Raw genomic sequence first — 12,627 nt, forward strand, 5'->3', positions numbered from 1 at the left:
ATTTTATGATTTTTTATTGATAATATTCATTAATAAGACACCCCAGCCCAGTATTAATAGGAGTCCGCCGATGGGAGTTATGAAACCAATACTTTTAAAATCAAAAGGAGTAAGTTCGTTTGTAGCTAATAAATAAATGGAACCTGAGAATAAAACAACGCCAGAAATCACCAAATTGTAAATTATTCTTTTGGTTTTTTCGCTTAGTTCAATTAGGGTCCCAATTAAGATTAAAAATAGGGCGTGGTACATTTGATAGCGTACACCGGTTTCAAAAGTGATAAGATGATCTGCTGATAGTATTTTTTTTAGGGCATGAGCGCCAAAAGCACCTAATATAATTGCTATCATACCCAAAAGGGCTCCCGTTGAAATTATTTTTTTATTCATTATTTTTAAATTTTATGTAAAAGTATTTCATAAATCGCCAAACTAAAAGAAATTTTCGGATACTTTTTTATGTATTTTATTTTAATTTTTTACGCAATAAGTGTTTGTTATAAATACAACATTTTCGTATGTTTGTGTTATATTTTTATAATCATGAGACAAATTTTAATTATTGGTGCAGGTAGATCGGCATCTTCATTGATACAATATCTTTTAAATAAATCCGAGAAAGAAAACTTGCATCTTGTCATTGGTGATATAGCGTTGGATTTAGCACAAAAGAAAACGAATAATCATCCTAATGCTACGGCAATTGCTTTGGACATTTTTAATGCTAGTCAAAGGAAAGAGGCCATAGAAAAAGCAGATATAGTAATTTCGATGTTACCTGCTCATTTACATATAGAAGTGGCTAGAGATTGTATTCTATGTAAAAAGAGTTTGGTTACCGCTTCTTATGTTAGTGATGCCATGCAGGAATTGGATGCTGCAGCCAAAGAAAATAATCTTATTTTTATGAATGAAATTGGTCTTGATCCTGGGATAGACCACATGAGCGCCATGAAAGTGATTGATGAAATTAAAGAACGTGGTGGTAAAATGTTATTGTTTGAGTCTTTTTGTGGTGGCTTAGTAGCACCAGAATCAGATACGAATCGTTGGAATTATAAATTTACCTGGGCACCTCGTAATGTGGTTCTGGCTGGACAAGGTGGTGCTGCTAAATTTATTCAAGAAGGAGCGTATAAATACATTCCGTATTGTAATTTATTTCGAAGAACGGAGTTTTTGGAAGTAGAAGGCTACGGTCGGTTTGAAGCGTATTCAAATAGAGACTCCTTAAAATACCGATCTGTTTATGGACTAGATGATGTACTTACATTGTATAGAGGAACGATACGTAAAGTAGGTTTTTCAAAAGCATGGAATATGTTTGTGCAGCTGGGAATGACGGATGATAGTTATGTTTTGGAAAATTCAGAAACAATGAGCTATCGTCAATTTGTCAATGCATTTTTGCCTTATCATCCCACGGATTCTGTTGAAATTAAAACCCGTTTAATTTTAAAAATAGATCAAGATGATATTATGTGGGATAAATTATTGGAGTTGGATTTGTTCAATGACAAAAAAATTGTAGGTCTTAAAAATGCTACTCCTGCCCAGATTTTGGAAAAAATATTAAGTGATAGCTGGACGCTTCAACCTCAAGATAAAGACATGATTGTGATGTACCATAAATTTGGGTATGAATTGAATGGAGTAAAACAACAAATTGACTCCAAAATGGTATGTATTGGAGATGATCAAACGTATACTGCCATGTCTAAAACAGTAGGTTTGCCTGTGGCTATGGCAACTTTACAGATATTGAATGGAAAAATAACTACTCCAGGTGTGCAGTTACCTATAAATAAAGAAGTGTATTTACCTATTTTAAAAGAATTAGAAGAATATGGTGTTGTTTTCAAAGAGCAAACCATGCCTTATTTTGGGTATAAACCCGATGCCGTTTTTTAGTTTTTAGTTTTTTAGATTTTTAGTTAGATAAATCCGTTTCAAATAGAAACGGATTTATTGTTTATATGATAGATTTTTTTATCTAAAATATAAAGTTTTATTTTTGCGTTAAGGATTGAAGAGAAAATCCTTTTTATTTTATTTTTCATAAAATAAAAAGATTGCAGCGGAAAGCCTGACCCGCTTTTTTCGGCGGGTAACGCCCCAAAAAAAAAATCCGCTCATTTCTGAACGGATTGTGTGTTTATTGAAATATAATTTATTTGCTAAGCTCCACGAAATATTTGTAAAATAACGGAATGGTTTCAATCCCTTTTAAGTAATTGAAAATCCCAAAATGCTCGTTTGGAGAGTGAATGGCATCGCTGTCTAAACCAAATCCCATCAAGATGGTTTTGCTTTTTAATTCTTTTTCAAATAAGGCAACGATAGGAATACTTCCTCCTGAACGAACGGGAATGGCAGGAATTCCAAAAGTTTCGGTATAAGCCATATTTGCTGCTTTATAACCTATGCTGTCAATAGGTGTTACGTATCCTTGACCTCCATGATGCGGTTTTACCTTTACGGTAACGCCAGCAGGAGCAATGCTAATGAAATGCTTGGTAAACAATTCTGTGATTTGTTCCCAGTCTTGATTAGGAACTAATCGCATAGAGATTTTGGCAAAAGCCTTGCTTGCGATAACGGTTTTTGCACCTTCTCCTGTATAACCACCCCAGATTCCGTTTACGTCAAGCGTAGGACGAATGGAATTTCTTTCATTTGTTGTGTATCCTTTTTCACCATAAACGTCATTTAGGTCTAGTGCTTTTTTATAATCTTCTAAGCTAAAAGGCGCTTTGGCCATCTCAGCTCTTTCTTCTAGTGACAACTCTTCTACATTGTCATAAAATCCTGGAATAGTAATGTGATTGTTTTCGTCATGAAGGGACGCAATCATTTTGGCCAAAATATTAATTGGATTTGCAACGGCACCTCCATAAAGTCCAGAATGTAAATCGCGGTTTGGCCCTGTAATTTCTACTTCGACATAGCTTAAACCACGAAGTCCAGTGGTGATAGAAGGTTGTTGATTAGAAATCATTCCTGTATCAGAAATAAGAATGACGTCGTTTTTTAGTTTCTCGGTATTGTTTTCTACAAATGTTTTTAGGTTTACACTACCTACTTCTTCTTCGCCTTCAATCATGAATTTCACGTTACATGGCAAGTTGTTGTTTTGAATCATGTATTCAAAAGCTTTTACGTGCATGTACATTTGACCTTTATCATCACAAGCACCACGTGCAAAAATGGCTCCTTCAGGATGAATATCGGTCGTTTTTATAACAGGCTCGAATGGAGGCGAGGTCCATAATTCAATTGGATCTGCTGGTTGAACATCGTAATGTCCGTACACTAAGATAGTTGGCAATGCAGGGTCAATTGTTTTTTCACCATATACAATTGGATATCCATCTGTTTCACAAATTTCAACTTTATCGCAACCCGCTTTTTCCAAACTTAATTTTACAGCTTCTGAAGTGTCTATTACATCTTGCGAGTAGGCAGAGTCAGCACTTACAGATGGTATTTTTAATAATTCAATTAATTCGCTAATAAAACGATCTTTGTTTTCTTGAACGTATGACTTTATATTTTCCATTTATGTGTTTTTTATTGAGTCTCAAAAGTACAAAAAATTGAATAAAAATTTTTTTGAAAAATTACTTTGAATGTTGGAAGATATGATTATATTTGCACCCACAATTACACGCGGATATGGTGAAATTGGTAGACATGCCAGACTTAGGATCTGGTGCCGCAAGGCGTGTAGGTTCGAGTCCTATTATCCGCACTTAAAAAGCTTCTCAATCGAGAAGCTTTTTTTTTGTTAAATACTTTTGAATAAAGGGGTTGATATTTGAGTTTTTGACTCTTTATGATGAATGCATCCTCGTTTACCCCATAAACAATAATAAATATCCCGCTAGTGCGCCATAAATTACAATAAAGGCACTATTGACTTTCGGAAAGCCAAATGTTACTATAACGCTGGTTATGGCGATAAGTAAGGTGCGCCAGTCTAAAATGGAATCGCTGCCCATTTGCCAACAGATTGCTACAATAATAGCAACAGAAGCAACATTAACTGCATCAAGAAAAATAGAAATGGAAGGTGAAGCCCGAAGTTTTTTAACCAATGGGTTTAACAAAGCTACAAATAAGAAGGAGGGAATAAAGATGGCTATTGTTGCTATAGCAGCGCCTATTAAACCATTAATTTGATATCCAATGAAAGTAACTGATGAGAAAACGGGTCCAGGCGTAAATTGACCAATTGCTATGGCGTCTACTAAGGTTGCTCGGGATATAATGCCAGTTGAAACTAATTCGGTATCTAGAAAAGCAAAAAGAACATAGCCACTTCCGTATAAGATAGCCCCAATTTTTAAAAATATCAAAAATAGATTCCAGTTGGTTGCTGTTACTATAGTCGTTTTTGTAACTTGAAATAATGTAAGCGGAATTATGTTGAATGTTTGTGGACTTTTGATTTTAGAATACAACAAAGCTACTAATCCAGCGCCAAACAAAATGTATATTTCATTACACTTTAATAGCGATAAAACCAATGTTAGGATTCCAATGAGAGCCAGTTCTTTTGTTTTTACTGATTTCTTAGCCAAAGGATAAATGGCAGCTAGAATTATGGCAATAATGGCGGGTTTAATTCCGTATAAAAAGGCTTGGGCTTCGGGTTGTTGCCCGTATTCTTTGTAGAAATAGGCAAAAACTCCAGTGATTAGCACTGCGGGCAAAATAAAGCATACGCCAGCAATAATTAATCCTTTTACACCTCCTCTTTCACGACCAATATGAATAGCCATTTCGGTACTATTGGGACCAGGAATTAAACTGGTAGCTCCTATAAGGTCTAAGAAGTGTTGTTCATTCAGCCACTGTTTTTTTATTACCACTTCTTGTCGCATCATGGCAATATGAGCTGCAGGACCTCCAAAGCCAATTACGCCTAATTTTAAAAATAATTTACCAATTTCTTTTAAAGAGTTTTTTTCACTCATAAAGACTTTTTTTCGATTGTCTAGAATGGCTAAAATAAATATAAAATTAGCCTCTGGTCTTTTTTTATATTACTATTTCATGAAGTTTTTAATGCGTGTTTTAAAAGTCGTGTATTTAAGATAATTTTTAAAATTGAAGTCTCATTTTTATCCGTGATAGACTCTTGAAGCTACAATTTTATCGTTTCTAATATCAAGTACTTCCGCAATAAGCATTTCCTCTTCGTTATCTACTGTTCGTATGTATTCCATAAAAACACGATCGCCATTGGCAGTAAGTGAGGTTACTTTATAGTTTAAACTAGGCAATCGGTCAAATGCTCCTTGCCACCATTGGCGTAAAGCCTCTTTCCCTGATACAAAACCATTAGTCTCTGGTTGGTGTATTTTTAGTTTAGGGCTAAAGTGTACTGCGTCGTCATCATATAATGCCAACAGTTTTTCTAATTCTTTATTATTAAAAGTCTCAAACCATTTAAAGGCAATTGATTGTAGTTTTTCGGGTGTCATAGAGGTCTATTATTAAAAAATCCCATTTCGATAAACACGAATGGGATTTTTATGAGTAAAAAAATAAAGAATTAAACGTTCTTTAAATTGATAATTTCTTGTTCTGTAAGTAATCTCCAGTTTCCTCTTGGTAAGTTTTTCTTTGTCAAACCTGCAAATGAAACACGGTCAATTCTTAAAACATCATAACTAAAATGTTCAAAAATAGAACGAACTACTTTTACATTTGATGATCTCAGTTTTAAACCTATTTCACTTTTTGCTTCTCCTTCAATATAACTTACGTCTTCTACAAAAACACGGTGTCCATCAAGAACAAGTCCTTTGTTGATTTTTTCTAAATCTTCAAATTTTAAGTTTTTGTCAAGAGAAACTTGATAAATTTTTGATGATTTTTGACTAGGTAAAGTAAATTTACGAATCATGTCTGTGTCATTGGTAAACAATAATAGACCAGTCGTATTTTTATCCATTCTCCCTACAGCTCCAATTTTTGAAGTTGTAGAACCTTTTACCAGTTCCAAAACATTACGAAATTCTTGACCTTCGTCAAGAGCTGTCGTGAAGTTTTTAGGCTTGTTCAATAAGATGTATACTTTTTTCTCTGGAGTTAATTTTACCCCGTCAAAGTTAACGACGTCACCTGGTTTTACCATATATCCCATTTCGGTAACGGCAATTCCATTTACTTTAACAGTACCTGATTGAATGTAAATATCAGCATCACGACGTGAGCAAGCACCAGAATTTGCGATATATTTATTCAAACGAATTTCATCTTTTACCTTAGGTCTCTTTGGAGCCTGATTCGGTTTTTTCTCTACTTTATCCGAAACGACTTCAGCAACCTTAGTATTTACCTTTACTTTTTTAGGCCCTTGTGCCCTTTTTTGCATCGCAGGTTTTGGCTTATTAGAGCTAGGTCTAGAACTCGTTGGTCTAGCACCGCTTTTTTTATTATTGCCTTCCTTATTATTCATAATATTCTATAATTTGTGCAAAGATAGTATTTATATAGTTGACAATCGATATATGGTAATTATAAAACGCTAACGATCTATCTAATAGGTTTTTGTTTCGTTTTTTTGGAGCTTTTTCCCGCTTTTCACTCTATCTTTTACTTTTTAAAGGAAAAAGTAAAAGAATGCCGTTGTAAACAAGGTTCACTGAACTCCAATTTAAATAAATATTATGTGAAGTAATCGGGGCTAAGAGTACAAGTTAATTAGGTATTCCTGAATTGTATTTTTTAAATAAGTAATAATAACTTTTTACCATTCCATAATACAGATGGATTAATCAATACAATACAAAAAACACCGGCAACAATTAGGAATTTCAAAACATTATGAAGTAATAAATACTGTTCTTTTTTATTAGATTTCCACAGGTATAGTATGAAGAAAATTAGAATAATAAAACAACAATAAAAGTAAATATCCATATAACCAACGTCGTAGATGTCTACTAAAACGTAAACTGGAAAAATAGTTAAAAGTGTCAAAACAGTAATTATCTTTTTAGAAACCGTTTCTCCAAAACGAATTGGGATGGTTTGGTAATCATTAGCCAAATCTCCTTTTAAATTTTCTAAATCCTTAATCATTTCTCGAATAAGTAATAGTAAAAATAAAAAGCAAGCATGTGCAAAAATTACAGCAAAATGGCCTTTGTAATTTTCAATCTCTTCAAAACTGAGGTTGTAATAATAATGCAGTAAAATGGCAAAAAATGGAATGACAGCCATTACTGTAGCAGTTAGATTGCCTACAACCGCATATTTTTTAATTTTATGAGAGTAAAACCAAATTAGAAAAATGTATCCTGAAAAGAATATAAATGCTTGCCAAGAAGCAAATATGGCTAACAATACAGCTAAAAAGTTTAATGCAAAATAAACTTTTAGTTTTGTGGATTGACTAACTAATCTGTCTAGCATTGATTTGTTAGGACGGTTGATTAGATCTTTTTGGCTGTCATAAAAATTATTGATAATATAGCCGGAAGCAATGGTAATAGCAGATGCAAATACGAGTAAAAACAAATTAAAATCCAATAGAATAGCAATGGCTCTTTTCTCTGGTGCCAGAATAAAAATTGCCGAAAGATACTGCGCTAGTATAATGATAGGGATATTATATCCTCTTACTACTGAGAATAAACTGACTATCTTCATTAATAAAAGCTTATACTTTCTGCTTAATGCCATACTTTTTTAAAATAATAAAGCTTAAAACCACAAAGAATTTTAAGCTTTAAATTTATTTTTCAGGTTCTATTAGAATTGATAGACCACTTCTAATTTATAATCTTGTAAAGATGCTTTGGCGCGTTCTAAATCTTCGGTAAAACCTAGAATATAACCGCCTCCACCAGAACCACATAATTTTAAATAATAATCATTGGTGTCAATTCCTTTTTGCCAAATGGCATGAAATTGCTCTGGAATCATAGGTTTGAAGTTATTCAAAACTACTTTTGATAATTTTTTAGTATTCATGAACAAAGATTTCATGTCACCACCCAAGAAATTCTCTACACAAGCGTCAGTATATTTTACAAACTGATTTTTCAACATCGTACGGAATCCTTTGTCTTTTAGGTTCTCCATAAAGATATTAACCATAGGTGCCGTTTCTCCTACAATTCCTGAGTCCAGCAGAAATACAGCTCCTTTCCCGTCAAAACTTTGATTTGGGATTCCAGTTGCTTCAATGTTGTCTTTGGAGTTTATTAAAATAGGAATACTCAAATAGCTGTTTAAAGGATCTAAACCAGAACTTTTTCCGTGGAAAAAACTCTCCATTTGAGAAAATATATTTTTTAATTGCAAAAGTTTTTCACGTGTCAAATTTTCAAGAACAGTGATTTTATCTTGCGCATATTTATCGTAAATAGCTGCTACAAGCGCTCCACTACTTCCTACACCGTATCCTTGCGGGATACTAGAGTCAAAGTACATTCCTGTTTCGATATCTTGCTTCAAAGTAGCTAGGTCAAATGTTACAAGAGTAGGTTGTTCTTGTTGTAAAGCTTCAAGATACACAGCAAAACGGTTTAAGCTGGCATTTGATGCAATTGCTTCTGCCGAAGGATTTTCATTTCTTTTCAATGCTCCATTATAAAAATTATAAGGAATAGACAAACCCTTAGAGTCACGAATAATTCCGTATTCTCCAAAGAGTAATATTTTTGAGTAAAATAATGGTCCTTTCATATTTATTTAAGAATTAACAATTTGGGGTTGGTAATTATTTCTTGTTTTTTTTTATAAATCTACTTGATCTCCTCGATTCTCTTCTAGAATTTTAGAGTCAATTTTTTCTTGTTGCTCAGGTGTTAATTCGTTCCAAACAACTCTCTTTTGTAATTCGAAAATGTTTTTTATTGCCTCAATTATAGTCTTGTCATTAGTATCTAATAACAATTTAATTATTTCTAATTTTTCAGACTCAATATCCATAATTTCAAATCTTTAAAAAAATAAAGATAAACAAAAAAATAGACTAATTCAATACAGCCCCAATTCCAATTTCGTCACAAAGGTACTGCCCATTTTGGCAAAAGCCAACTAATTCGTCCTTAATAAATTGTAAAACTGTTTCGCTAACGTTTTCGGGATATAATACATGAACATTTGCTCCTGCATCTAGAGTAAAACAAACAGGAATATTGGTTTCATTTCTAAATTTCCAAATCGCATTGATAATTTGCAAGGTATTGGGTTTCATTAAAATGAAATACGGCATTGAAGTCATCATCATAGCATGTAAAGTTAAGGCTTCACTCTCCACCACTTTAATGAATTCGTTCAAATCACCACTTTCAAAAACAGCAATTAGTTTGTCTAAGTTTTCATGTGCCTGTTCAAAACGTCTTTCGGCATATGGATGGTTGTGCATTAAATCATGACCTACGGTGCTCGAAACTTGTTTTTCGCCTTTATCTACTAGTAAAATTGTGTCTTGGTGATTCTTGAAGTTATCGTGTATCTTATTTGGAAATTCAACTCCAAATAAATCAGAACTCCCTTGAATATTGGCTTGATTTCCCCAAACAACTACTTTTCCTTTTACACTTCGACAAGCACTTCCTGATCCCAATCTGGCAAGGAATGACGCTTTTTGATAAAAGTATTCTTCAGTCATTGCTGGATTTAGTACTTTTTCTAAACTCATTAAATTCATTGCCAAAGCTGCCATTCCAGATGCCGACGAAGCGATTCCAGAACTATGCGGAAACGTATTTTGAGTGTCAATTGTAAAATGATACGATTTCAAAAATGGAAGGTAAACTTCTATTCGTTCCAAGAACTTTTGAATTTTTGGTTTGAAATCTTCTTTTGGTTTTCCTTCAAATAGCAAATCGAAAGAAAAATCATCATTATTATCTTTTTTGGCGAAAACCAATTTTGTAATTGTTTTACAATTATTCAACGTAAAACTTACCGATGGATTGGCTGGGATTTGATTCTCTTTTTTCCCCCAATATTTAACTAGGGCTATATTACTGGGTGCGCTCCACTGGTATTCACCACTTTCTATATCTTGAGAATAAGTTGTAGGGATAAAATCGTTTGCTGTTAACATGAATTGTAAAATTTTGGCAAAGATACTTATTTTTAGACCACAGATTCATAGATTTCTTTTCAAATAAAGGTAGATCTTATTGTAGATTTGGAGGTTATTTACGGTAATTACAATCTATTTTGCTCTTCATTAAGATCCGCATCCTTTACTTCTTTCTTTTTAGCTGTACCAAAATTATAAGTTAGTGACAGTGTTATTTTTCTTGTTTCCCAACGGTTTAGCCAATTCGTAGTGACATTATCTTGTTGCGTACTTTGTATCCATTGGCTTTTTCTTAAAACATTTTGTACGCTAAGATTCATTCTTAATTTTTTGTCAAAAAAATCTTTTCTCATGCTAAATGACATATCGTAAGATGGTTTGAAGCTTGTATTCCCGTAATCGCCATTCTTGCTATAAAAGCTATTCCATGCTGCGCTCCAGTCTTTTGCTAAAGTAAAAGATTGATTTAACGCTCCGGAGTACGATATACCGCTATTGTTAAATTTGTAACCTTCTAAATCAGATGTGGCTTGACCATATGAAACCTCAGTATTTAATTGCAGATCCCACCATTTTTTTAGCAAATAGCTTGTGTTAAATGACAGTCCAATACTTTTAGATTTTCCAATATTGTCATAAAACAAGGTTGTAATTTTTGTTTCCTTATCGTAGTCAATAATTTGATACATTTCGTTCTTTGAGAAATTAGCAAAAAAAGAAACCGATGTTTTTTGTTTTTTAATCCATACCAGTTCAAAGGCATCTGTGAATTGCGGAGTTAGTTCTGGATTCCCTACTGAAACATTGTAGGTGTCAATATATTCATAGTATGGATTTAAGTACAAATAGCGTGGACGCTGAATGCGACGGCTATAGGACAACTTAAACTGATTGTTTTCAAGGTTTGTATTAATGCTGAACGAAGGAAAAAGCGATAAATAATTGTCTTTGTTCGTACTGTTTGATGTCAAGGATGTAGCATTGTAATTGATGTATTCTCCACGTAAGCCTGCTTGAATATCAAATTTACCTTTAGTGAAATTGGTAATTCCGTAGCCAGATAAAATCGACTCTTTGTAGACTAAATGATTACTTCTATTGGTGTTCAAAGTGTAATTGCCTTGTGCATCTCTATCTTGTAAAACGATAGTGTAGTCATTATTTACATAGCTTAGTTTCGTGCCTGTCTCGAAGTTAAAGGTGTTATTTACCTTTTTTTCAAAATCTATTTTTGCACTGATTATATTAAAGTTCGTTGGGTTTTGATATTTTACAGCTTCTATATCTCGGTACATTTCGTTTGTATTGGCATTGAAATAAGTGTTAGAAGTAAGGCGGTCACTACTGTTTTGATAATTAGCATAATTAAGCTGAGCATCAATTTTAGTATCTAGACTATCTGAAGAGAAGTTGTAAAATACAGTACCTGTTAGGGTTGTGTTTGCAATATCGTCTTGTGTATCTAATATTGTAAATCTCTTGTAAACGTTATCATCAGATTCTTCGGTACGACCATTTGTTTTTTCGTCACTTTTGTAAATACTGTAATTTGTCGAAGCACCAACAGTAATGTTTTTATTTAATTGGTGCGAGGCTCCAAAATTCCCAGAATAATTATTAGTAGCAGGCAACCAGTCATTTTTTTGCTTAAGCAAAGTTGTAATATCTGGTGTAACTACAGTCTGATCGATTGTACGGCGATTCACGCTCTCGTTGTAACCATAGTTTAGACCAAATTTAAGATTCCATTTTTCGGTATTGTTGTAGAGGTTAAATCCGTTGTAGTTTTTAATAAATTCAGCAAAACCTACGGATGTTCTCAGGTTTCCTGTTAAACCCGTTGCTGCTGACTTTTTTAGGACGATATTGAAAATACCAGCACTTCCTGCAGCATCATATTTGGCAGATGGATTAGCGATTATTTCTACAGCTTTAATATTAGCACCGTCTAGTGTTTTTAAATATTGTTTGAGCTCTTCACCAGTTAGCAGCGAGGATTTACCATCGATCATTATTTGAAGATTATTGCTGCCTCTAAAAACTACATTTTCATCTTTGTCTAATTGTACGCCAGGTAGTTTGCTTAAGGTTTCAAGTCCATCATTTCCAGTTCCAAAACCAGCCTTAACAATGTCTACAATCATCTTGTCTCGGCTTAATTTAATGAGGCTTTTGCTTTGCATTACAACTACCTCGTTCAGCGCAAGGGCATCTTCCTCTAACTCAAAATTGAGATTTAAGTCGGTTTTGGTATTTGTAATCGTTTTTGATTGGACGGTTTTATACCCTAATATTTCAATTTGAACATAGAAAGCTACAGTAGCGACTTGGATTTCGTAGTATCCTTTTTCATCGGTTGCCGTTGATTTAACAAACGACTTGGTAGTAGCATCAAAAATAGCAACAGTTGCAAATGCAATTTTTTCCTTATTGTTTTTTGATACAATTGTTCCGGTTAGTTTGCTGTTTTGTGCAAAAAGCAAACTCATATTGAATAATAATAAAATGGCGATAGTTGTTTTCATGTTGTATGGTTTTGTTGTCAGCAAATGTATACGACTAAAAAG

Annotated in this window: 11 protein-coding genes and 1 tRNA gene; 2 read left to right on the forward strand and 10 right to left on the reverse strand. The window is 33.5% G+C overall.

Annotation, left to right across the window (positions count from 1 at the left end):
- Window positions 1–3: 3 nt before the first annotated feature.
- A complete protein-coding gene (locus AB3G34_RS16030) occupies window positions 4–390 on the reverse strand; it encodes a DUF423 domain-containing protein (protein ID WP_367773206.1) in 387 nt (128 codons plus the stop codon).
- Window positions 391–543: 153 nt separating this feature from the next.
- Here AB3G34_RS16030 and AB3G34_RS16035 point away from each other — a divergent pair, with 153 nt between their 5' ends.
- Window positions 544–1,911, forward strand: coding sequence for a saccharopine dehydrogenase family protein (locus AB3G34_RS16035; RefSeq protein WP_367773208.1), 1,368 nt, complete (start codon window positions 544–546; stop codon window positions 1,909–1,911).
- Between the two features lie 259 nt (window positions 1,912–2,170).
- On the opposite strand, the gene AB3G34_RS16040 is transcribed toward AB3G34_RS16035, so the two are convergent.
- Complete coding sequence (locus tag AB3G34_RS16040; protein WP_369753008.1) at window positions 2,171–3,559, reverse strand: dipeptidase; 1,389 nt, start codon at window positions 3,557–3,559, stop codon at window positions 2,171–2,173.
- Window positions 3,560–3,669: 110 nt separating this feature from the next.
- On the opposite strand from AB3G34_RS16040, the gene AB3G34_RS16045 reads away from it, so the two are divergent.
- Window positions 3,670–3,751: transfer RNA gene (locus tag AB3G34_RS16045), tRNA-Leu, on the forward strand.
- Between the two features lie 103 nt (window positions 3,752–3,854).
- Here AB3G34_RS16045 and chrA read toward each other — a convergent pair.
- The 8 genes from chrA to AB3G34_RS16085 form a co-directional block, all read right to left on the reverse strand.
- Entirely contained in the window at window positions 3,855–4,979 is a 1,125-nt protein-coding gene (gene chrA / locus AB3G34_RS16050) for a chromate efflux transporter (RefSeq protein ID WP_369753009.1), read from the reverse strand.
- A gap of 147 nt (window positions 4,980–5,126) precedes the next feature.
- Window positions 5,127–5,489, reverse strand: a complete 363-nt coding sequence (locus AB3G34_RS16055) for a nuclear transport factor 2 family protein (RefSeq protein WP_369753010.1) — start codon at window positions 5,487–5,489, stop codon at window positions 5,127–5,129.
- Window positions 5,490–5,560: 71 nt separating this feature from the next.
- On the reverse strand, window positions 5,561–6,469 hold the full coding sequence (locus AB3G34_RS16060; RefSeq protein WP_367756768.1) for a pseudouridine synthase: 909 nt from the start codon (window positions 6,467–6,469) through the stop codon (window positions 5,561–5,563).
- Window positions 6,470–6,738: 269 nt separating this feature from the next.
- Window positions 6,739–7,698: a geranylgeranylglycerol-phosphate geranylgeranyltransferase gene (locus AB3G34_RS16065; protein ID WP_367773217.1), complete on the reverse strand. Its 960-nt coding sequence runs from the start codon at window positions 7,696–7,698 to the stop codon at window positions 6,739–6,741.
- A 69-nt stretch (window positions 7,699–7,767) separates the two neighbouring features.
- Window positions 7,768–8,706 (reverse strand): mevalonate kinase, encoded by a 939-nt coding sequence (locus AB3G34_RS16070; RefSeq protein ID WP_367773219.1) that lies wholly within the window; start codon window positions 8,704–8,706, stop codon window positions 7,768–7,770.
- A 51-nt stretch (window positions 8,707–8,757) separates the two neighbouring features.
- A complete protein-coding gene (locus AB3G34_RS16075) occupies window positions 8,758–8,952 on the reverse strand; it encodes a hypothetical protein (protein ID WP_367756774.1) in 195 nt (64 codons plus the stop codon).
- Between the two features lie 43 nt (window positions 8,953–8,995).
- Window positions 8,996–10,078, reverse strand: a complete 1,083-nt coding sequence (locus AB3G34_RS16080; protein WP_369753011.1) for a diphosphomevalonate/mevalonate 3,5-bisphosphate decarboxylase family protein — start codon at window positions 10,076–10,078, stop codon at window positions 8,996–8,998.
- A 107-nt stretch (window positions 10,079–10,185) separates the two neighbouring features.
- Window positions 10,186–12,585, reverse strand: a complete 2,400-nt coding sequence (locus tag AB3G34_RS16085) for an outer membrane beta-barrel protein (RefSeq protein WP_369753012.1) — start codon at window positions 12,583–12,585, stop codon at window positions 10,186–10,188.
- Between the last annotated feature and the right edge of the window lie 42 nt (window positions 12,586–12,627).

The organism is Flavobacterium sp. WC2409 (genome assembly GCF_041200085.1).
GTDB lineage: Bacteria > Bacteroidota > Bacteroidia > Flavobacteriales > Flavobacteriaceae > Flavobacterium.

Coding starts and splice junctions, on each gene's coding strand:
- AB3G34_RS16030 (WP_367773206.1), bottom strand. CDS start 390: ATGAATAAAAAAATAATTTCAACGGGAGCCCTTTTGGGTATGATAGCA.
- AB3G34_RS16035 (WP_367773208.1), top strand. CDS start 544: ATGAGACAAATTTTAATTATTGGTGCAGGTAGATCGGCATCTTCATTG.
- AB3G34_RS16040 (WP_369753008.1), bottom strand. CDS start 3,559: ATGGAAAATATAAAGTCATACGTTCAAGAAAACAAAGATCGTTTTATT.
- chrA (WP_369753009.1), bottom strand. CDS start 4,979: ATGAGTGAAAAAAACTCTTTAAAAGAAATTGGTAAATTATTTTTAAAA.
- AB3G34_RS16055 (WP_369753010.1), bottom strand. CDS start 5,489: ATGACACCCGAAAAACTACAATCAATTGCCTTTAAATGGTTTGAGACT.
- AB3G34_RS16060 (WP_367756768.1), bottom strand. CDS start 6,469: ATGAATAATAAGGAAGGCAATAATAAAAAAAGCGGTGCTAGACCAACG.
- AB3G34_RS16065 (WP_367773217.1), bottom strand. CDS start 7,698: ATGGCATTAAGCAGAAAGTATAAGCTTTTATTAATGAAGATAGTCAGT.
- AB3G34_RS16070 (WP_367773219.1), bottom strand. CDS start 8,706: ATGAAAGGACCATTATTTTACTCAAAAATATTACTCTTTGGAGAATAC.
- AB3G34_RS16075 (WP_367756774.1), bottom strand. CDS start 8,952: ATGGATATTGAGTCTGAAAAATTAGAAATAATTAAATTGTTATTAGAT.
- AB3G34_RS16080 (WP_369753011.1), bottom strand. CDS start 10,078: ATGTTAACAGCAAACGATTTTATCCCTACAACTTATTCTCAAGATATA.
- AB3G34_RS16085 (WP_369753012.1), bottom strand. CDS start 12,585: ATGAAAACAACTATCGCCATTTTATTATTATTCAATATGAGTTTGCTT.